Raw genomic sequence first — 21,238 nt, 5'->3', positions numbered from 1 at the left:
ACATCATCTCAACTTGCTGCCGAAGCAGTCTTACGGTCGATCCGTGTCCGTTTAGAGTCGTGCCCATGCCCGATGCCGACTTTGTTTATATTTTTAGCTGCATTCTCGTCTCTGTCGTGAGTTGAGCCACAACTCACACAAGTTACAGCTCTCACTTTTAGATCAAGCTTGCCCCACTTAAAACCACAATCAGAGCAGATTTGAGAAGTTGGTTCCCATCGGTTGATGACCATAAACTTGCGTCCAAACTTTTCAGACTTTGCCTCACACAACTGCCTGAATTCTCGCCACCCCTGCAAGCTGATTGCTCTAGAGAGTTTGCGATTTTTGACCATTCCTGACACATTCAAATCTTCCAAAACGATGGATTGGTTTTCTCTCACCACTTTGGTCGATAGCTTGTGCAAGAAATCTTTGCGAGTATCTGAGATCTGATTGTGCAACTTGGCAATTTGCGATCGCGTTACTTCACGCCGCTTAGAGTCTTTGACTTGACGAGCAAGTTGCTTTTGCTTGCGTCTTAGGCGATTGTCTAGCCTTGAGTAGTCAGGACTTTTAGCCGTTTCACCATTGCTCATAAATGCGAATGTTTTGAGTCCTAAATCAATGCCGATGCTTTGGTTTTTGGCATCAACTTGAACAGGCTCAATCTCTACGACAAAGCTTAAAAAATAGCGGTTTGCTGCATCCTTGACCACCGTTACTGAACTAGGGCTTGATGGCAATCCTCTAGACCAGATAGGCGACACATCTCCAATCTTGGCGAGATAAACAGATTCACTTTTAATATAAAAACTGTTTAACGTAAATCTTGCTGACTGCTTACCCTGCTTTTTCTTAAATCTAGGCAAACCCATTTTTGATCCTTTTCGCTTCCCTTTCCGGGAATCAAAAAAGTTTTTGTAGGCAATTCCTAAATCCGCAACTGATTGTTGCAAAGGAGTTACAGACACACCAGCAAGCCATAAACGTTCATCAGTTTTCTTTGCTTGGGTAATGACAGCTTTTTGAAGATCCCCGTTTTTGGGAAGCTTCTCAGCTTGCTTGCAGATAGCCAACGCATCATTCCAGACAACTCGAACGCATCCAAACAACTGAGCTAGGCTCTGTCGCTGTTGATCTGTTGGGTAGAATCGGTACTGGTATCTTGCTTTCATGCTACTATTGTACAGCATAAAGCCGGATAGTTACATGAAGAAACGATTAGATTTTAGGATTGAAGAGTTTGAATTTGAGATCCTTGAAGAGTATTGCAACTCTGTTGGCAGAACAAAAACGGACGTTTTGAGAGAGCTGATTCGTGGCTTGAAGTCTAAGAAAAAGCCGTCCTAGAAGGACGGGGCTTCAGACCCATTCTTTTGGTGAGATGCTAGAAAGTAGGTAAAACTCTTCTCTAAACCCCAATCCTCTCTATAAAACTGAAGTGTCGAGTTCTGATCTCGGAGTTCCGAGTTCTGAGCTTGAAGTTTGGAGTTCAGAGGTAAAAAGTAGAAGTTTGCACAGCGATCGCATATCATCTTGTTTTCACTTGTGATTGTATCTTTTAGAGTGTTTTTAGTGAAAAGGGAATGCAGCCTTTCAGATTTGCTCATAAGCAGACAAAAAATCCTCTCTTGAGATACCCGCTTGAGTACAGATGGATCTCAACGTCGAACCTTTAATTTGACAGTGGTTAGGCATAGTCAGTGGAGTTTTTGTTCCATCTTCGTTTTCTCGCTCCATAACAATATGCTCTCGCTCCCTAATAATAGTAAATCGAAGAAATTCCAATGTTTTAATTACTTTAGCTTTAGGTGCATCTACTGGAAATTTAACCATTAAATAGGAACCTCAGCTTCCGCCACAAAAGCTTCTAACACTGGTGATTCCTCTTCTAAAACCTCTTGACCAAATGTCTCTATATGGCAGTGGATAGCAGATTTAACATCAGCTAGTGCTTCTGCATAGGTGTCACCTTCGCCAACTACAACTCCCTTGATACCCAAGGGATAGGCTACGTAACCGTCATTATGTTTTTCAACAATAATTTTGATTGCTCTCATTGATTTTCTTTGTAGTCCTATTTCATTTAACTTGCATATTTTATGCTCTATTGTGGTTTTATTATGCCGTTATTTTGAGGTGCTTCCCACAGCTACTTCATCGGTTCTGGTGGTAAACGTGGTTTCCAGGCTACCTGTTAATGTTCAGCGTCAAGTTGCCGAAGGATCTTCTATGAGGCGATCGCAAAGTACGAGTAATTGAAAGCGATCGCCTAATTCGCTACAGGAGTGATAGACAAGAGCAGTTTAATCGATACAATTGTCTAAACCTAGAGCCAATCGTTCACCTTACAGATGAATAGTGAAGTAAATGGGTATACAATTCACCCACTCCCCAGTTTTAACGATGTCGTTGAAATCAATTAATGATATTTTAGGTGTTCTGGAAAAGCAGGCTAAATGGCAGGAGCAACCATTTCAACGCCTGCTCAAGTTTTGGGCAGAAGTTGTTGGCCCAGTAGTTGCCGCACATACTCGCCCATTGTCGATTCAGCGCGATGTTTTGTGGGTAGCAACTTCTAGTGCTGCTTGGGCGCAAAACCTAACTTTTAGTCGCTCCTCTCTGCTTTTAAAGTTGAATAAAAAGCTGCCAACACCTTTGGTTGATATTCGCTTCTCTACTGCTAGCTGGCAAAATGCATCTGTGGACAGAAAAGAGCAACAAACGGTTTCGCCCCATGAGCATCCCAGTTACCTTGGTGATGAGATTAGCCGCCCTGATGCTACACCCACTAATGATGTAAATGCTGCTTTTGGACATTGGACTAAGATCATGCGATCGCGATCGCATGGCTTACCCCTTTGTCCCCAGTGTCAATCTCCCACCCCACCCGGCGAACTCCAACGCTGGGCAGTCTGTTCTATCTGTGCTGCTAAACAGTTTTGAAGGGTTAGCGCCAAAAACCTACGCCTAGATTTATAAAAACTAATCACAACAAAGTAAAATTAATTAAATTGGCTTATTGTAAGCGGCTCCAGCCCTTACTACAAACCTTATTACTTATTCGATTATTTTAGGTTTCTCATACTTTAATCTTTGTAAATTGCATTTTTAATATCACCTATCAATTGATCAATCCTTGATTTTGTTGTGTTCCAAGAACACATAAAACGTACTCCTCCCACACCAATAAATGTATAAAACTGCCATTTTTTTGCTTTTAAAGCGTGAATGACTTCTTCCGGTAGCTTAACAAACACGGCGTTGGCTTCTCTAGGAAACATCAAGTCAACACCTTCTATATTTAATAGTTGATTTTCTAAGTATTCAGCACATTGATTAGCATGTCTGGCATTTTTTAGCCAAGCACCAGTTTCCAATAAACCCAACCAGGGAGCAGAGATAAACCGCATTTTTGAGGCTAGCTGACCTGCTTGCTTGCATCGATAATCAAAATCCTCTGCTAGCTCTTTATTGAAGAAAAGAATCGCTTCACCTAATGCCATTCCATTCTTTGTACCACAAAAGCACAACACATCCACTCCAGTTTTCCAAGTAATTTCAGCAGGGCTTTTATTCATAGCCGCAACTGCATTTGCAAAACGAGCGCCATCCATGTGAATCTTTAAGTTATATTTTTTCGCAACTTCTTTAATTTTCAGAAGTTCTTCAATAGAATATAAAGTCCCTAATTCAGTTGATTGTGTGACGCTAATAACTTTAGATTTGGGATAATGAATGTCAGTACGTTTAGTGACAATTGCCTCTATCGCCTCTGATGTTAACTTACCATTTTTACCTTGAGCAAGTAACAGTTTAGAACCATTAGATGCAAATTCAGGTGCGCCACATTCATCTGTTTCTATGTGAGATGTTTCATGACAAATGACGCTGTGATATGATTGACAAAGAGCAGCTAAAGATAAAGAATTTGCGGCTGTACCATTAAAGGTAAAAAATACTTCACAATCAATTTCAAAGAGTTCTCGAAAATAATCTGTGGCTTTTTGAGTCCATTGATCATTTCCATAAGCTGGAACACTACCTTGATTTGCCCTAATCATATATTCCAGCGCCTCCGGGCAAATACCAGAGGAATTATCACTTGCAAACTGCTCTGAGTTACTATTCATAATCTCTAATTAGATTTTTCTCAGTAATTGTTACAATATTAGTGAAGAATTTTAGCACTTGCCAATGCTACTTACAAGAACTTTGAATTGGTAGTAAACTAAATATTTCTATAGCTCTACTTAATCATTGCTGAACAACAATATTCCCGGCTTTTTATATAAGTCGGGAATCTCAACCTTTTGATTTTCACAAATCAAATAGAATTGCTAGATATTGCATCAACCTGTTAATTAGTTTTCATTTTCGTAGCTTTTCTCTGAGGAGTTATAGCACCGATTAGTATAGATATACTATTATATAACTTTACTGATGTCCACAGAAAATCGGAATCTTAGTTTACCTTTACTGAGACGTTAGATTACTACGGTGTCTTTGTCAGCTTTGGGTTGAGGGGATTCTGGGACGTTAAACATCGCAAATAACTAAATATTATGTTAAAAAAATAAAGTTTGCTAATCAGAATGGTAATCATATACTTATAATGTACTACACAATGCCCTACGAATATAATAATTATGACATCACTCTTGTAGGGCTACAAATCGGGGAACCGCCCAAGGCACTGGCTTACCAATGGCTAATAACTAATGACTGAACCATTGATTGAACTGAAAGGTGTTTCTAAGTCCTTTGGTAGCCATAAAGTTCTAGATAATGTAGACTTGACCATTTACCGGGGAGAAGCACTGGGGATTATTGGCCCATCAGGGACTGGTAAATCAACAATTTTACGGGTAATGGCGGGGTTGCTTAGTCCCGATGAAGGAGAAATTTATGTGCAAGGAGTGCGGCGAGAGGGTTTGATTGAGGATGGTACCCAGCAGGTTGGCATTGGCATGGTGTTTCAGCAGGCGGCGCTATTTGATTCGCTGACGGTGGAGGAGAATGTGGGATTTTTACTTTATCAAAATTCAAACCTACCGCGATCGCGCATTCGAGATTTGGTAGAAGAAAAATTGCATATGGTAGGTTTGCCAGGCATAGGCCACCTCTACCCAGCCGAACTTTCAGGGGGAATGCGAAAACGGGTAAGTTTTGCCCGTGCAGTTATGTCTAACCCCGATAGCCTCACAGAAGGCCCAGAAGTTCTACTATACGACGAACCGACAGCCGGACTTGATCCGATTGCCTCAACAGTAATCGAAGATTTAATCCGTTATTTGCAAAGTTCACATGGAAATTGTGGTACCTATGCCGTTGTTACCCACCAAGCTAGCACTGCCCGCCGTACTGCTGATAGACTTATATTTCTCTATGAAGGTAAAGTGCAGTGGCAGGGTACAGTTACTGAAATACACAACACAGAAAATCCGTTGATCAGACAATTTATCAGTGGAAGTGTGCAAGGGCCGATTCAATTCGTCGCCTAGAAACTTAAAAGTGAAGAGTTATAAAGTCAGGAGTGAGGAGTTAAGAATGAGAAGTGAGGAATTAAGAATGAGAAGTGAGGAGTTAAATTCAACTCATAATTCATAACTTATAACTCATAACTTCTAATTCGTTGTTGGTGGAGGCAAAAAAATGCGAGGTTTTATGACAAGCAGCTTCGCGTCTGGGCGAACATTTAGAGAAGGCTCTGTAGGATTATTAGTCCTGCTAGGATTAGGGGTATTTGGATTACTCTTTCTGTGGTTAAATAGATTCACTGCTGCTGGTCGTTCATACAAAGCTATTGTGGAATTTGCTAACGCTGGCGGAATGCAAAAGGGAGCAGCAGTTCGCTATCGTGGCGTTAAAGTAGGAACTATTTCCCAGATTCGACCAGGGCCAAATGCCATTGATGTAGAGGTTGAAATTGCCAAAACTGACTTAATTATCCCCCGGAATGTAGTGGTGGAAGCTAATCAAAGCGGGTTAATTAGCGAAAGTATTATCGACATCACACCAAAAGCAACCTTACCTGCTGGGGTTGTGATTGCTAAACCCCTAGATAAAAATTGTGATCCCAGTCTGATAATCTGTAATGGCTCTCGGTTAAAAGGTCAGGTTGGCATCAGTGTTGATGAACTAATTCGCAGTTCAACTGACCTAGCCTCTGCATACAATGACCCAAAATTTTATAGAAATGTCAATAGGGTTCTAGAAACTACAACAGTTGCAGCATCCAATTTTAGTGAGCTAAGTCAGGATCTCCGAGGTTTGACCAAAAGCTTACGACAACAACTTAATACCTTTTCAGCCACTGCTAATTCAGTGCAACGGGCGACAAACCAACTTAATGCATCCACAACTCAAACTTTAGATAAATTCGGTACAACTGCAACTCAAGCAAATCGTTTGTTGAACAACCTGGATAATCTGTTGACAACAAATCGTTCGGCGCTGGTTGGTGCTTTGAACAATATCACCGAAACCAGCAACCAACTGCGTGTTACAGTCAGTAGCTTATCACCATCTGTCAATCGATTGACTCAAGGACAATTACTCAACAATTTAGAAACTCTTTCAGCAAATGCAGCCCAAGCCTCAGGTAATTTACGCGATGCTTCCAAAAGCTTAAATGATCCAAAGAATCTGGTGCTGCTGCAACAAACTTTAGATTCAGCACGAGTAACGTTTGAAAATAGCCAAAAAATTACATCTGATTTGGATGAATTAACAGGTGATCCGACTTTCCGCCAAAATTTGCGACGATTGGTGAATGGTCTAAGTGGTTTAGTATCTTCTACACAACAGATGCAGCAACAAGTGCAAGTTGCTAGTACTCTAGATTCGGTAAAAGCTGCTGTGAGCAAACCAAATAATCTAATTCCTACCCCAGCGCCAACCCAACAGGCGATGTCTAATGACAAGTCCCTACCCGTTTACATAATTAATCCTTCACCTGCTAATTTTGCCAGTACCGACACCAACGTTCAACCAACCCCCAGTCTGTCTATTCCTAATTCATCCCAAGAAGACCTCTTGAAGCAGCTGCGGGAGTATGGTAAGCAACGGGAGCAACTGGAGACTGACAACCACTAAACGATTAACTCATCCCACCACAAGACCAGCAAGTATCAAGCGCCATACTTCGGCAAAGTCCATGTCGATGTCTGGATCACTCCATTCGGATGCGTGGGCTGGATGGTGAAATCTAACTGTTGCTTGAAAGACTGCCTTCGCCGCTACCTGCGGATCTGTTACCCGAAACTCGTTACTAGAAATACCGCTCTCGACGATCGCAGCAACTTGCCTTACCAGTTGATCAATGTGAGCTTGAACTACCCCTCGCGCCTCTTGGGCGATCGCAGAATAGGTTGCAAACAACTCTGGCTCATCCAGGACTTTTTGACGTTTCAGAGTTATAAGTTGCTCAAACCATCGGCGCAACCGTTCAACGGCGGAACCCTGTTCTTCGGCGATCGCTGCTAATGGTGTGGAAACCCGATGCAGCCACCGTTCTGCTACTGCATCGCGCAGGGCAACCTTGCTGGGAAAATGCCGATAAATTGTGCCGTGGCTCACCTCTAAAAAGCGAGCCACATCCACGACTGTTGCCTTTGCCAGACCGTAACGACGCAAAACCTCTTCGGCAGCGTCGAGAATCCGCTCCGGTGTCAAAGCTGAATCATTCATGCTACGGGTATTTTACCTTTTTTCACTATCCAACATCGCCATTTGATCTGGATGATAGCGATCGCCAGCCACGGCATTCAGTGGCACTGCTGCCTCAATCCGGGTGAGATCATCCTGACTTAAGTGTAGATCCAGCGCACCCAGCGCTTCATTTAAGCGATCGCGACGCCGCGCTCCAATCAACGGCACAATGTCGTTCCCCCGCGACAGCACCCAAGCAATTGCCACTTGAGCAACTGTCGCATTCTGGTCTTGGGCAATCAGGCGAAGGGCTTCGACCAGCAACAAATTCCGATCCAGATTTTCTCCAGAGAAGCGGGGCAGATTTCCTCGATAGTCTTGCGCTTGCTCAGAGCGTTCTTTCGACCAGTGACCGCTCAACAACCCCCGTGAGAGGACTCCATAAGCGGTGACAGCAATGCCCAATTCACGAACTGTTGGGAGAATGTCATCCTCAATGCCACGACTCAGGAGCGAATATTCGATCTGAAGGCAGGTGATCGGATGAATCGCATGAGCACGTCGAATTGTATCTGCACCCACTTCAGATAAACCAATCTGGCGAACATATCCAGCTTTCACCATTTCGCTAATCGCCCCAACGGTATCTTCAATGGGGACTGTCGGATCGAGCCGGGCTGGCTGGTAAAGGTCAATGTAATCGGTTCCCAGTCGTTTCAATGTATAGGCAAGTGAAGTCTTCACGGCTTCAGGACGACCATCGAAGCCAATAAAGTTGCCGTCAGGCGATCGCAGCGCCCCGAATTTAACAGCAATAAAAACATCTTCCCGCCGCCGTCCTGCTAGAGCTTCGTGTAGCAGCAGTTCATTGTGCCCCATGCCGTAAAAGTCGCCTGTATCAAGTAAATTAATGCCTGCATCAAGCGCTGCATGAATCGTTGCAATACTTTCTTTGCGATCGGCTGGCCCATAAACATCAGACATGCCCATACAGCCAAGCCCAACTGCCGATATTGTTGAACCGTTTTTTCCCAGTTGACGCGACAACATAGTAAGTTCTCCACTGTGGTGATACAACTATGATCATCGAACAACTGACAAAAGTCAATATCTGTCATTCAATACCTGCAACGCTGTTGGGAATGGCTTATGTTCCTCCGGGGGGGGTAAATCCGGTTATCAAAGAACCAGCCAAGGTCAGCGCACCTGTATTATTGACACTATAAATTTCAACTATACTGTCAGCAACGATAAACAGGCGATCGCTTTCAGGATCGAAGGCAGGTATTTCGGCTCCATTAGTACTGGTGAAGCCACTAACTTTCTGCAAAATGCTTGATTCATTAAGGCTTCAACGACCGGGGAAGCTACCAATATATGGACCCTTTTCGATAGTCCTATCGGGCATAATAGTATTCCAAATCAAATTTCCGTGGCGACAGATAACATCTCTGGAAATATTGACATCTTGGAAGTCAGTTTTCTTCAAAATAGCATGGGAGAAACCAAAACTAGGCAGCTTACAACTTCGGAAATTGGCACAAGTAGCATTCATGTGAGTCAAGACGGCATCAGTCAAATCAGCTTCAACCAAACAACACCAGAACAAGTTAGCAGAATACAATTCAGCTTTTCTGAGGATAGCACCTTCCAAATTCGCTCCCTCCAAAATGGCTCCAGTGAGATCGGCTCTAGTGAGATCGACACCAGCGAGATTGGCATCAATGAGATCGGCACCACGCACGTTAATTCCTTGCAAATTGATCCCTTTGAGGTTATTGTCTCCAACGTAAAGTCTAACACCAGCAAAGTTCCGCTCTCCCTCATCGTATCGAACTACCAATTCTTCAACATCCATAATTCAATCCCCACATTAAACAACATATATTTAGACTCAGAATTCATTTTGAGGCGGGCTAGATGAGAATGAAATAGCACTGGTTTATAATTCCTCTTCAGACAAGAATGGTTCAAATGAGTGGTAAGCCTCATAATTACGAAAATGTCTAGCGTATAAGTCAACACCATCACTAGTTGAGTCAAAGTCATCATCCAATACTGAATTCACATCTATCACCTGTTTCAAAGACCAGGTAATAGTTTCTCCATCCTCATTTTTATAGCTGACTTGTTCTTTTTTCGCATAACTTATAGCCTTTTCTTGAGCTTTCTCTAAAGAACTAGCTTTGAGCAGCACAAAGCACTCCTGATACAACGGTTGATAATCCGGTGCATTGGAGGATGATTCATAAAGAATTACTGCAATGTAAAAGGATTCTGTTTTATCTGCACTTTTAGGTTTCATTCAATATTCTCCAAGATTACTTCTTGAATCTACCATCATTTAATAACTTCCAAGCCCTTTTACCGGTGGCTGATCTGTCGTTTTTGATATCTTCTAAATAAGAGTTTAAATACTCGCTGGGAAACTCACGTCTAATTGATGCTTTGCGGCAGGCACTAATAAAAGTATCAGCGAATAAACTTAAGTTTTCGTTTGCTTCACAACTCCCACCGGGTCTAACTTGACTTATTACTAAGGACAACTTGAATAAATGTGCATTCTTGAAAGCATCTGTCACAATCTGGGAATGGGTGGCAATCGGTTGTAGAACTAATCCCACAGCGAAAAGACCCATCAGTGGGTTACATAGACGTTTTTCTAGCATTATGCTCAAATTTAAGCGAACTTGATAGAAATCCTAGTTACTCTAAATACCATTCATACCGTAATTTCTGGTAAAAATTTATAACCGTGTTCAAAAACTACATTTATCACAATCAATTAGGTGATATTTATTTACGAATTATGAATTATCTTGACACTTGCGCTAGGATATCCCCTATTGCCTTTGTGCAATATACGTAAGGAGGTCAAACACAAACATGACAGAAGAATTCAATACACAGGGGGCAGAAAATTTAGTTACGATGCCTTCTCTGCGAGACGCTACGCGAACGGCGGGCGCAGCCATCGCTAACCAATTTGCCCAATCGGGGAAGGTTACAGGCGTTAAACCATTTGGAAGTGGTAATATCAATGACACATTCTTAGTAACTCTGGATTGCTCAGAAGAACAACATTTTGTCCTGCAACGCATCAATACGCAGGTGTTTCGTCAGCCACAACTGATTATGCAAAATATGCGTACCCTCACCGAGCATGTTCACAAACGGTTACAGCACACACCCCTGAATCGTCGCTGGGAAGTACCACGCGTACTATTAACCAAGGATGCTCAAGATCACTGGAGGGATGGAGACGGCTCTTTTTGGCGGGCGATTAGCTTTATTGAAGCCTCCCAGTCTTTTGATACGATGCGCGATCGCTCATATGCGAAAGAAATCGGTTATGCCTTGGGGATGTTCCACAATCTGATCAGCGATTTGCCAGCAGAAAAACTCGCCGACACCCTTGAAGGGTTCCATATTACACCGCTTTATCTTCAGCATTACGAGGAAGTGTTGGCGAAAACTAGTGCTAGTCAATCTTTGGAAGTTAATTATTGTTTGCAGTTTGTTAGCGATCGCCAAACTTTTGCATATATCCTAGAAAATGCCAAAGCTGAAGGCAAACTACCCCTGCGTCTGATGCACGGTGATCCAAAAATCAATAATGTCATGTTTGACACTGCTACCCAGCAAGCCGTCAGCGTCATCGACCTCGACACTGTTAAACCCGGTCTGGTACATTACGATATTGGTGATTGCCTGCGATCGGGTTGCAATCCGGCTGGAGAAGAAACTGAAAATTGCGAAAGTGTTTATTTCGACACTGATTTGTGTCAGGAAATCCTACAGGGTTATCTCTCTGTGGCCAAGGCATTTCTGACTGAGAATGACTATGCATATATATACGATGCAATTCGTCTCATCACCTTTGAACTAGGACTGAGATTTTTTGCTGATTATTTAGCAGGGAATGTCTACTTCAAAGTTAAGCACTCAGAACATAACTTGGCAAGAGCGATCGTCCAGTTTAAGCTTACCGAAAGTATTGAATCTCAAAAAACGCAGATTTGCAATATTATCAAAGGCATGAAATGAATGACCAGACATTTTGCCTGCAACCCTTCCCTTCTACAAAATTCCTGCCTAATTTGAAAATTTCAGGTAATATTTCCAGAAATGGTAATAAACTTGCCATCCGCTATATGCTTGAGGGCGATTTCAAAGAAATTGCGATAGATCCACCATCAAATACTCCATCACGCAAGCATCAACTTTGGGAAGACACCTGCTTCGAGTTCTTCGTTGGCATCAAAGATTCTACACGGTATTGGGAATTTAACCTCTCCCCCGGCGGACACTGGAATGTCTATCGCTTTGATGGATACCGTCAACAAATGCAAGAGGAAACAGCTTTTGAAAACCTACCGTTTAATGTTCAAAATCAAGCTGATGGTTTAACACTTGTGTTGGATGTAGATTTGGATAAAATCATCTCGGCAGAACAAGCTATTGAAGTTGGCATTACTACCGTTATTAAACACAGAAATGGTGAGGTAACTTATTGGGCGTTAACTCATCAAGGCGCGGAAGCTGACTTTCATCTGCGGGATAGTTTCATCCTTGAGTTGTGAGTTATATTTCACTGAAGTTGGGAATAATAGGATAAGCTAAAACATTAAAACTCGTCATTGAAATTTACTCCTGATGTTCGCTAATAAAAAGCTTATTACTAATCTTGTTTTTAATATTGGAAAAGTAGAAAAACAAACTCTGGAAGCTATGCGTGATGGAAGAATTGAACAAGAGCCAGCAATTACTGACAGACTACTAGGTGTTATGGAGCATGTACTGAATGATAAAACTACAGCAGGAGTGAGATGGACTGTTAAGACACTTACAGATAGAGGACGAGGAAGCCAAGAAAATGAATTTGGTGCTGACTTCTTAGCTGCATTGGAGCTTTCAGTTGAGGGTTATCGAATTGCAAAAGGATTTTTAGCCCAGTCGAAGCGTATTGAACCAAGTCAGACTTTTAGTAGTGAAGAATTTTCTCGACTTAAAGAACAATGTGAGAAGATGTTATCACATTCCTCAGCCTCCTTTGTTTTTCTCTATTCTCAGCAATCGGGTATTGTTGTTGTTCCTGCAATAGAAGTTCTTGCAGCAAGAAATTGTAACCCTCATGAACTTATAAGCAAACCTATGAAAAAGTTTTATCAAGAACACTTCGAGTGCTTTATCGGAGATCCAAACATTCGCAGTGCAAACCCTCAAGCTTTGGAAGAATTACGCAATCGTTATGAAGCAAGGCGATTGGTTATACTTCATGGTTATAATGAGCATGAGCCTGTTCAACTGAGTATGTTTTGACAAAAGCTAGAGGAACACCTTTGAATCGCAGTTTATTGTTTTAAACTTGAATTACTATCGTAAATTAGTGTTTAGCGCTCGATCATGACACAAAACACATTGAAGGTTGATGCATTTTGGGATAAAGATGCAGAAGTTTGGGTAGCAACTAGTGAAAACGTGCCAGGATTGGTAACAGAAGCTTCTACGATTGAGTCTCTTACGCAAAAGCTCAGAGAAATTATTCCAGAACTCCTTTTTCTGAATCAAATTGTGCCTTATGATTATGTGGGTTCTATCAGCTTTGAATTAACCAGCCATCGACAAGAATTGATAGAGGTGGCTTCATAAATGAGTGTGTCTTTTACTCCTGAGTTAAAAAAGATGCTTGTGGAAGCTGGGTGCTACTTTGAAAGGCAAGGTAAGGGAGACCATGAAATTTGGTATAGTCCAATTACAGACCGTCGTTTTGTAGTAGATAGTTATATCAAATCACGCCATACAGCTAACGCAGTTTTAAAACAAGCAGGACTGTCTAAAGCGTTTTAATTTTGATAATTTTTGTGTCGAGAACCTGGATACTGGAAAAGTTGTAGATAATAGCGATTGCCAACTTACTGACCCATCTATTTTAGTTGGTGAGAGGATGTTTTAAAAGTAGTTTGCTGTGATTTTAGGCACTTATTGATCCCCCCTAGCCCCCCTTAAAAAGGGGGGAACCGGAATCAAAGTCCCCCAATTTATCGGGGGATTTAGGGGGATCTAAAACGTTTTGTTACCCAGAAGAGGACTTTTAAAACATCCTCTAACAGCGACAAAGCAATTAAAGTTTTAGGTTGGTGTCCGCACTATCCCAAACCCTATGAAATCCTCACTCATGCTTGGCAATGGCATCAACAGAGACATAGGTAGAGACAAAAGCTTTCACTATTATATTCGCGGTAGATGCACAGCAAAAAGTAAGTTGACATACTTATAAATTTTCCCACCTACTTAATGGTAATTTTAAAAAAATACTTATTTACAACCGCTATTTGAATATTTTAAAAGTGCGATCGCACTAGCAGGCAGAAAAAATAGTTTTAATATTTAAACCAAAGTGGTATTTACAAATTTACATTTTTATGGATGTTGGTTGATCACTTCTATATAGAATTAGTAACGTTATTTTAAGATTAAAAATAAACTAATTTGCTTATTTCGTTTGATAGAGTTAATTAAAATTTAACAGGGCAGAATATAAGAGAGATAGCTAAAAAGCAAATTAGCAACTGTTAATTTATGCAAAAAATTTATGGCAATACTCAAGGGATAAAAGCTAGCCAAATAAAACAATTACAACGGCTTTACGAGGAAAATCAACCAGCAGATAGATTAATTACGCCGGAATTTGCCCAAGCCTTAGCTGCAATTACTAAAGAAATTCATCACCCAATTTGTTGTTATATCAATCGGCGTGGGCAAGTTATCCGAATTGCTGTAGGAACACCAAATCAAACTCAAATTCCGCCTGAAGAATTACCTCGCCGCAGTGCCGAACGCTTGAGCGGAATCCGTTGTGTTGCTACTCAATTGAAATCACAACCACCTGATGAAGCATCGTTAATTGCAATGATGCGTCAGCGCTTAGATGCTCTTGTAATATTAACCGCAACTGATAGCGAAGTAAAAGAAGCTTTTCTAACTTACCTTTTCCCCGATCCAGAGAGTCCTTGGGTTATTTCACCTCCTCTAAGTTTGGATGACTTAACCGAACAAGAATTTGATGATCTAGTTCACGAATGGGAGAGAGAAATTGCTGATGCTGGGGATGGGATATTCCTATCTCAAGAAATTGTCTCTGACCAAGATAGGGTGCTGCTGGTGGGAGTGCAGACAGAAGATGTATCTGTGCAACGGTTTGAAGATGGGCTGGCAGAACTAGTACGTTTGGTGGAAAGCGCTAAGGGTATTGTACTGGATATAATGCGGCAAAAGCGCGAGCGCATCCATCCCCAAACAGTAGTTGGTAAGGGAAAAATTGAAGAAATCACCCTTTTGGCTCAAAAACTAAGAGCTAATCTAATCGTTTTTGACCGAGATATTTCAGCATCTCAAGCCCGCAACTTAGAACAGGAAATTGGCATCCGAGTTGTAGACCGCACGGAAGTAATTCTAGATATTTTCGCTCAACGCGCTCGCACTCAAGAAGGTAAATTACAAGTAGAACTGGCGCAACTCGAATATATGTTACCTCGGCTGCGCGGTCGCGGTCAGGAAATGTCTCGATTAGGTGCGGGGATTGGTACGCGAGGCCCTGGTGAAACAAAACTAGAGACGGAACGGCGAATAATTCAACGGCGAATTGGTCAACTACAGGAAGAAGTAAACCAATTACAAGCACATCGCGCCCGCATTAGACAACAACGACAACAGCAAGAAATTCCGGTTCTGGCATTAGTTGGCTATACCAATGCTGGAAAATCTACCTTGTTAAATGTGTTAACTAATGCAGAAGTTTACACCGCAGACCAACTATTTGCTACCCTCGACCCAACAACCCGCAAGGTGGTAATTACAGAACCAGAAACACAACAACGCAGGTCGATTTTGCTCACAGATACTGTAGGGTTTATTCACGAACTCCCACCACCACTGATGGATGCATTTCGCGCCACATTGGAGGAAGTAGTTGAGGCTTCGGCCATGATTCATATTGTGGATTTGTCCCATCCAGCTTGGGAAAGCCATATTGCAAGTGTGCTGGAAATACTCGAAGAAATGCCTGAGATTCCAGAAAAAAGTTTGATTGCTTTTAACAAGGTTGACCAAGTAGATAGCGAAACCCTGGCTAGAGTTCAACAAGAGTATCCCGAAGCTGTGTTTATATCAGCAAGCCAGCGCTTGGGTTTAGAGACTTTAAAAATGCGATCGCTGCAACTAATTGACGAAAGAGTTAAGGCGATCGCAGTCCCACAAAATTCATACTAACAAGAATAAATTATATGACACCAACCATTATTGTTCACGGTGGAGCAAAAACGATCACAGACGACAAAGTTGCAGCCAACAATGCAGGCTGTACAGCAGCAGCAGAAGCTGGTTGGGCAGTGCTAATCAGTGGAGGTACAGCCGCAGAAGCTGTTGAAGCAGCTATTCGAGTTCTGGAAACTGACCAGACATTTAATGCTGGTCTTGGTGCAACTCTCAACAGCGATGGAGAGGTGGAGTTAGACGCGGCGATCATGGAAGGCTCATTATGTTGGGGAGCAGTTGCAGCAGTTCAGGGCATCCGTCATCCAATCTCAGTGGCACGGAAGATTATGGATGAAAAACCCAGGCTGCTAGTAGCGCGAGGCGCAGAACGCTTTGCCGTAGACTGCGGAGCCGAAATGTGTAAAAAAGAAAACTTGATAGCTGATGAACAGTGGCAGGAGTGGAAGGAGGATCAAAAAGTTATTGATCGCCCCAACACAGTAGGTTGTGTAGCTTTGGACGCTAGCGGCATTTTAGCTGCTGGCACTTCAACTGGCGGCATTACGAAGCAGCAACAAGGTCGCGTTGGTGACACTGCGCTTGTTGGCTGTGGCTTGTACGCTGATAATAAATTCGGCGGTTGCTCAACAACAGGTGATGGCGAGTCAATTATCCCCGTGGTTTTGGCTAAAACTGCGATCGATTTCTTAAGTGAAGACAGACACCCAGATGAAGCAGCACAGATGGCAATTGACACTTTAGCTTCTAAGGTGAAAGGTGAAGCCGGGTGCATCCTCATAGACCGTCAAGGACGCGTTGGCTGGGCGTATAATTCATCACACATGGCTTGCGCTTATATGACCGAAGGACAAGACAAGGTAGCTGTCTTTACCAAGAAATAACTCATACCAATTCGTAATGGGCTACGCTAAGGTAATGCGTGATTAATGAAGCTAAATTACATCTGAGTTTTCAAGTTTGAATATATAGCTTTGTTTTTCCAAGTTAGTGTTATGTCATGTCCGCCAAATTACTCATAATAAAAGAACCCCACCCCCAACCCCTCCCCGCAGGCGGGGAGGGGAGCTAAAGCGTAGCTTTGGCTCTTTGGGGTTCCGGGTATTTATTATGCTTAATTGCCCGGACATCATATTACTTGGAAATTCAGAAAACTTGTTTAATATAAACAACCGCATTCCTTTGTGGATGCGGTTTCTCGGAGGAGTAGATGTCAAAATACGACTTTCATTATTTTCAAGGGAGTACTCTTTCTGATCTGTTTGCTGAAGATATCACAGATGCATCTTCTGGTTATGGGTTTATTTTAAATTACCCTGCAACTGCCAGTTGGGCTGCTTACCCTAACCGGAAAAAATATTTTATTCAAGATGGTAGTAGTGAAGCCACCAAAACCTCCTTCGACAAGATTTGTCAGAAGGAACCTTGGAAAAATCTGGCTGTATTAGGCGATCGCATTCCTGGAATTGTGATTATACAACCGCCAAAGTCGCTGCTTGAATATTGGCAAGAGCATTTTGGCTTCAGCCACTCCAATATTGAAATGATGGATTGCTCGACTTATCTGGATGACCTCAGCCACAGCGAACGCTTTGACAAACTCATTAGTTTATTTCCCTTTGATCACCTCAAAAGAGAAAAACACGCTGTTGATCCAGACACTCATTACCGCTTACTCAGCAAAGTAACCCTAGCCGAATTGGGGGTGCAATGTCCGAAATACAAGAGCTATAATCTGCACCAAGTAAATCTCGAAGACATTCAATTACCACAATTTCCATATTTAATTAAAACCTCGCACGGACTCTCAGGAGAAGGCACTTACATCATCAAAAGCGCCAGCGATTTGAATTACTGCCTTGAAGAAATTAGGAAATATCTCAATATTAAGTTGCTCGATACGATTATTGTCTCGGAGTTCGTCAAGAATGAAGTGCAGAATTACTGCGTACAGTTCTATGTCAACAAATTAGGAGAGATAACCCTCATCGGCACTACCGGCCAACTCGTTACTCCAGAAGGCAACTATTTGGGGGGACTGATTGACTACCGCAACACTGACATGAGCAAGTTCTTTGAGATGATTGCTAACCTTGGTCAGTATGCTCACAAACAGGGTTATTTCGGCGTGATTGGTTTTGATGTGCTGGAAGATAAAGACGGACAATTTTATGCGATCGATGCCAACTTCCGAGTCAATGGCTCGACTCCGTTGTGCTTGCAGCGTAATACCCTACTCTCCCTTGGAAAGGGAGTAGCTAAATATTCCAGTGACTACCGCATGGAAGGTACGCTGGATTCAATTTTAGTCGCCTTAAAACCAGAACTAGATCGCAAGAATTTAATCATTCTGTCGGCTTTAGAGAAAATCAAATACGGAAAAATCAACACAGATATTTATGCGATCGTTACTGGAGAAACTATCCAGGAAATGCAGCATATCGAGCGTAAATTACAGAATAAGGGATTACAATGGCTCCCTTAAATAGCACCACTGTTACCTTAGTAGTTTACAAAACGCTTGGGTTAAAGATTTTTGGTATTGATTTTAGTAGGACTTACGCACGGGTAACGGAAAACGAACCACAGAGGGCGCAGAGGTCACGGAGGAATGAGAGTTTGAGAGGGTTTTTGCGTAAGTCCTATTTAGGTATGGTAGAGACGTTGCATTGCAACGTCTCTACAAAGGATTTGAGGCTTAACCCAAGGGTATTGTCCTATATTAGAGGCAGGTAAAGGCAGGTAAAGAAAGGCAACCCCTGCCCCTATTAATAGTTAGTTAAAAACTTATTCCTCTACTTCAATCAAATTAGGTGACTGCCTGATGGGAAACAGGACTCGCATTAACTGACTCACTGGTACTGAGCGTGGCTCTTGAACAAAAGCCAAAAACACAAGTGCAGCCATTCGTAATAAGCCTGAGAGAACAAACAGCCCTAGCAAACCCGCAACACCAGGCAGAGTTGCTAGAAAGCTACCAAGACTGATACCCATTGCTCCAGTTATACCAGCAACTGCACCTGCGATCGCAAAATAATTCGACTGATAACGCAATGGTGCTATTCCCATCATCAAATTGTTAGTACACAAATCAATTGCCGCCCACGTCCCGCCAGCTAGTACGTGCAATAGGGGTAACCAGATCCAAAAAGAAATTTGATCGCTTCCAACTGCCAGCCACAGTAGAGGTGTTACCGCCACTAACACTCCCACTAATAGTAGTAGCGGACGGTTTCCAATCCGGTCGGCCAGCTTGCCCCACAAAAGCAGCATTAACATATTCGCACCAGTTCCTAAGGCGTGATAAATCGTTACCACACTAATATCTATATCCAGGTTATCCAGCATATAGAGGTTAAAGAAAGGAGCGCTGATGTTAACAGCAAAGCACCAGATGCTCAGGTAAAGCACAAACTTCAAAAAATTAGCATCTTTAAACAAGCTAAAATCTATTCCCTGAGGCTGCGGCTGCGATGTGTCTGAATCTGCAACTTTTAAAAGCTGTGGGTTTACATCAGCCATCCAGAACTGAGAGGCGATACTGATTATCCCTAGTATGATCCCTATAACCAAGACTGCACCATAACCTTGAAGTGTTCCACCAGGCCAAGCTGATACCGCTAAACCTAGCAGGGGCACAGTAACAAGGTTAGTTAAGCCGAGAATACTATTGCGAAAGCCGAAATATCGCCCCCGCAACTGTTGAGGTACTAACACAGCTGACCACCCAAGCCAAGGCGCACGACCAAAAGCTTCGATGATATTAGCTACTAAGAGAATTGCCAATGTCAACTGTACTACTTGGTGCCCAGTGATATCAGATGAATTAACCAACCAAATCGCTGGCAGAAGAATCAACCATAGCAGCCGCGATGGGGTGAAAATACACATGAAATACCACCGGAAGCTCGTACTTCGGTTTACCAAATACGCTCCCAGTGGTTGAAGCAGATTCACTATCTGAGGAATAGCGGCAAGCAGACCAATTTCTACTGGGCCAGCACCTAACTCTAGCAAGAAATTACTGAGCAATGCGCCACCGATAATACTATAAAAAAGCGCAGCAAAGACACTCTCATAAGTTAACGCCCTGAGACTTTGGCGAATTTCTAACTTAGAAATTTTTAGAAACAGTTTTGGCGTTGGGAAAAGTACCGTCTCTGTTAATGCCCTATCCTCTGAGATTTCTTGAATGGGGACAGGGGGAAGAGAACTAGCTTCTACTGAAATGTGATCTTGTTGAGGCTCAACCATATGATCTTATCACTATTTAAAGTTAAATTCTTATAGCTACTCTTAGCCACAATTAGTAAAACTTATAGAAGATTTCATCAATAAGCTCTAACGCATTGCAATTACTTACTTGTGCGGGAGACTAAGTAGAGCGGTGTAAATAATTAAAGGTTTGTAGTGTACCCCTTTGGGGATCTTGCTACGCGTAGCGTATCGTAAACAGGACTTTAGTCCTAAAATCAGGGCTGAAGCCCTCTCTACGAGACGCTACGCGAACACTACGAAGTAATCTCAAGATTTTTTACATTACTTAACTTACTTTGATTTATTCTCGCCTACTTAGTCGATAGTAACTATTGCCTATAAACTGCTCTCACAGAAAAAACTGGCATATAACTGCGTTTAGAGGATGTTAGAAAAGTCGCAAAGTATACTAAGAACCCCGCTTCCATTCGTCTAAGAGAAAGGTCGAGAGGCTTTTAAACCCCCATTCGTACAAGGCAAGGGGGTCTCAGTGTGTTAGGTTTGGGAGGCTTAGATGATGTTAGCAATAATACTTTTCAAATAACCTCTTAGGCTTCTAATCAACAAAGTCAATTAAGTGACATAAATTTCATTTCTGTGCTCAAAGCTTTCTCATAATAATATTTATAGCAATTAATTAATGCTTTTTGGACAGAGAATAATAGATATTTACCAAATTCATCCTTAAGAATTAATACCTTTATAGAGAAATCGTCAAATTTAGCTGACACTATGTACACATAGACATAAATAATACTGTATTTATATAAGCAATAGTTAGGGTTCGGATTTAAGTTGAACTTCTTTGAGTAGTCTTTTTAGATGATGTGGAGAGAGATTCCCAAGATACGCTATTTGTCTATTTAACATGCTAACTCCAGGGATGGTAAATAATTAGGACTTACGCACTTTACAAATGCATCGTGATCTGCAATAAATTCTATTGAGGAAGTTTTCAGGCTTTTCTTAATTATCCTGCGATGCCTACGGCGGTAAACTACGTAAATAGATCATGCTGTAGGGGCACAGCAATGCTGTGCCCTTACGAAAGATATGGTTTTTAACCTTGATT

General features: G+C 42.1%; 23 protein-coding genes. 12 read left to right on the top strand and 11 right to left on the bottom strand.

Annotation, left to right across the window (positions count from 1 at the left end):
- Positions 1 to 8 precede the first annotated feature (8 nt).
- From HWQ23_RS20685 to HWQ23_RS20675, 3 genes are all read right to left on the bottom strand, one after another.
- A complete protein-coding gene (locus tag HWQ23_RS20685; RefSeq protein WP_292832081.1) occupies positions 9 to 1,157 on the bottom strand; it encodes an RNA-guided endonuclease InsQ/TnpB family protein in 1,149 nt (382 codons plus the stop codon).
- A 421-nt stretch (positions 1,158 to 1,578) separates the two neighbouring features.
- The gene (locus tag HWQ23_RS20680) at positions 1,579 to 1,818 is read right to left on the bottom strand and encodes a type II toxin-antitoxin system HicA family toxin (RefSeq protein ID WP_292832078.1); all 240 of its coding nucleotides are present in this window, start codon (positions 1,816 to 1,818) and stop codon (positions 1,579 to 1,581) included.
- Positions 1,818 to 2,042 carry a type II toxin-antitoxin system HicB family antitoxin gene (locus HWQ23_RS20675; protein WP_292832075.1) on the bottom strand — a complete coding sequence of 75 codons (225 nt, stop codon included), beginning with the start codon at positions 2,040 to 2,042 and terminating at the stop codon, positions 1,818 to 1,820. Before HWQ23_RS20675 ends, HWQ23_RS20680 begins: the two co-directional genes overlap by 1 nt.
- Before the next feature lie 52 nt (positions 2,043 to 2,094).
- On the opposite strand from HWQ23_RS20675, the gene HWQ23_RS20670 reads away from it, so the two are divergent.
- Positions 2,095 to 2,244, top strand: coding sequence for a hypothetical protein (locus HWQ23_RS20670; protein WP_292832072.1), 150 nt, complete (start codon positions 2,095 to 2,097; stop codon positions 2,242 to 2,244).
- 144 nt (positions 2,245 to 2,388) lie between these two features.
- Entirely contained in the window at positions 2,389 to 2,928 is a 540-nt protein-coding gene (locus tag HWQ23_RS20665) for a DciA family protein (RefSeq protein ID WP_292832419.1), read from the top strand.
- Between the two features lie 143 nt (positions 2,929 to 3,071).
- Here HWQ23_RS20665 and HWQ23_RS20660 read toward each other — a convergent pair whose 3' ends face one another.
- Positions 3,072 to 4,115: a threonine aldolase family protein gene (locus HWQ23_RS20660; RefSeq protein ID WP_292832069.1), complete on the bottom strand. Its 1,044-nt coding sequence runs from the start codon at positions 4,113 to 4,115 to the stop codon at positions 3,072 to 3,074.
- Positions 4,116 to 4,703: 588 nt separating this feature from the next.
- Here HWQ23_RS20660 and HWQ23_RS20655 point away from each other — a divergent pair.
- Positions 4,704 to 5,486: an ABC transporter ATP-binding protein gene (locus HWQ23_RS20655; RefSeq protein WP_292832066.1), complete on the top strand. Its 783-nt coding sequence runs from the start codon at positions 4,704 to 4,706 to the stop codon at positions 5,484 to 5,486.
- 151 nt (positions 5,487 to 5,637) lie between these two features.
- Positions 5,638 to 7,080, top strand: a complete 1,443-nt coding sequence (locus HWQ23_RS20650) for an MlaD family protein (protein ID WP_292832064.1) — start codon at positions 5,638 to 5,640, stop codon at positions 7,078 to 7,080.
- Positions 7,081 to 7,089: 9 nt separating this feature from the next.
- Here the strand turns inward: HWQ23_RS20650 and HWQ23_RS20645 are convergent, their stop codons facing one another.
- The 6 genes from HWQ23_RS20645 to HWQ23_RS20620 form a co-directional block, all read right to left on the bottom strand.
- Entirely contained in the window at positions 7,090 to 7,674 is a 585-nt protein-coding gene (locus HWQ23_RS20645; protein ID WP_292832061.1) for a TetR/AcrR family transcriptional regulator, read from the bottom strand.
- A gap of 12 nt (positions 7,675 to 7,686) precedes the next feature.
- Positions 7,687 to 8,685 (bottom strand): aldo/keto reductase, encoded by a 999-nt coding sequence (locus HWQ23_RS20640; RefSeq protein WP_292832058.1) that lies wholly within the window; start codon positions 8,683 to 8,685, stop codon positions 7,687 to 7,689.
- Positions 8,686 to 8,782: 97 nt separating this feature from the next.
- Positions 8,783 to 8,965 carry a hypothetical protein gene (locus HWQ23_RS20635; RefSeq protein ID WP_292832055.1) on the bottom strand — a complete coding sequence of 61 codons (183 nt, stop codon included), beginning with the start codon at positions 8,963 to 8,965 and terminating at the stop codon, positions 8,783 to 8,785.
- 21 nt (positions 8,966 to 8,986) lie between these two features.
- Positions 8,987 to 9,493 carry a pentapeptide repeat-containing protein gene (locus HWQ23_RS20630; RefSeq protein ID WP_292832053.1) on the bottom strand — a complete coding sequence of 169 codons (507 nt, stop codon included), beginning with the start codon at positions 9,491 to 9,493 and terminating at the stop codon, positions 8,987 to 8,989.
- An 84-nt stretch (positions 9,494 to 9,577) separates the two neighbouring features.
- Complete coding sequence (locus HWQ23_RS20625; RefSeq protein WP_292832050.1) at positions 9,578 to 9,940, bottom strand: DUF4288 domain-containing protein; 363 nt, start codon at positions 9,938 to 9,940, stop codon at positions 9,578 to 9,580.
- A gap of 16 nt (positions 9,941 to 9,956) precedes the next feature.
- On the bottom strand, positions 9,957 to 10,304 hold the full coding sequence (locus HWQ23_RS20620; RefSeq protein WP_292832047.1) for a hypothetical protein: 348 nt from the start codon (positions 10,302 to 10,304) through the stop codon (positions 9,957 to 9,959).
- 217 nt (positions 10,305 to 10,521) lie between these two features.
- Between HWQ23_RS20620 and HWQ23_RS20615 the strand changes: the two genes are divergently transcribed.
- The 8 genes from HWQ23_RS20615 to HWQ23_RS20575 all read left to right on the top strand — a co-directional run bounded on the left by HWQ23_RS20615 (position 10,522) and on the right by HWQ23_RS20575 (position 18,394).
- On the top strand, positions 10,522 to 11,682 hold the full coding sequence (locus HWQ23_RS20615; protein WP_292832044.1) for a phosphotransferase enzyme family protein: 1,161 nt from the start codon (positions 10,522 to 10,524) through the stop codon (positions 11,680 to 11,682).
- Positions 11,679 to 12,218, top strand: coding sequence for a DOMON-like domain-containing protein (locus HWQ23_RS20610; protein ID WP_292832041.1), 540 nt, complete (start codon positions 11,679 to 11,681; stop codon positions 12,216 to 12,218). The genes HWQ23_RS20615 and HWQ23_RS20610 overlap by 4 nt, the downstream gene beginning before the upstream one ends.
- A 73-nt stretch (positions 12,219 to 12,291) precedes the next feature.
- The gene (locus tag HWQ23_RS20605; RefSeq protein WP_292832038.1) at positions 12,292 to 12,957 is read left to right on the top strand and encodes a hypothetical protein; all 666 of its coding nucleotides are present in this window, start codon (positions 12,292 to 12,294) and stop codon (positions 12,955 to 12,957) included.
- Between the two features lie 84 nt (positions 12,958 to 13,041).
- A complete protein-coding gene (locus HWQ23_RS20600; protein WP_292832035.1) occupies positions 13,042 to 13,287 on the top strand; it encodes a DUF1902 domain-containing protein in 246 nt (81 codons plus the stop codon).
- Positions 13,288 to 13,485 (top strand): type II toxin-antitoxin system HicA family toxin, encoded by a 198-nt coding sequence (locus tag HWQ23_RS20595; RefSeq protein ID WP_292832032.1) that lies wholly within the window; start codon positions 13,288 to 13,290, stop codon positions 13,483 to 13,485.
- 732 nt (positions 13,486 to 14,217) lie between these two features.
- Positions 14,218 to 15,906 (top strand): GTPase HflX, encoded by a 1,689-nt coding sequence (gene hflX, locus HWQ23_RS20585; protein WP_292832029.1) that lies wholly within the window; start codon positions 14,218 to 14,220, stop codon positions 15,904 to 15,906.
- 14 nt (positions 15,907 to 15,920) lie between these two features.
- A complete protein-coding gene (locus HWQ23_RS20580) occupies positions 15,921 to 16,793 on the top strand; it encodes an isoaspartyl peptidase/L-asparaginase family protein (RefSeq protein ID WP_292832026.1) in 873 nt (290 codons plus the stop codon).
- Positions 16,794 to 17,119: 326 nt separating this feature from the next.
- A complete protein-coding gene (locus HWQ23_RS20575; protein WP_292832024.1) occupies positions 17,120 to 18,394 on the top strand; it encodes an ATP-grasp domain-containing protein in 1,275 nt (424 codons plus the stop codon).
- A 302-nt stretch (positions 18,395 to 18,696) separates the two neighbouring features.
- Here the strand turns inward: HWQ23_RS20575 and HWQ23_RS20570 are convergent, their stop codons facing one another.
- The gene (locus HWQ23_RS20570; RefSeq protein ID WP_292832021.1) at positions 18,697 to 20,163 is read right to left on the bottom strand and encodes an MFS transporter; all 1,467 of its coding nucleotides are present in this window, start codon (positions 20,161 to 20,163) and stop codon (positions 18,697 to 18,699) included.
- Between the last annotated feature and the right edge of the window lie 1,075 nt (positions 20,164 to 21,238).

The sequence above is a fragment of the Nostoc sp. JL33 genome (genome assembly GCF_017114985.1).
Taxonomy (GTDB): domain Bacteria; phylum Cyanobacteriota; class Cyanobacteriia; order Cyanobacteriales; family Nostocaceae; genus Nostoc.
Note: the sequence above shows the minus strand (reverse complement) of the source record. Positions and strands in the feature narration are given on the sequence as shown.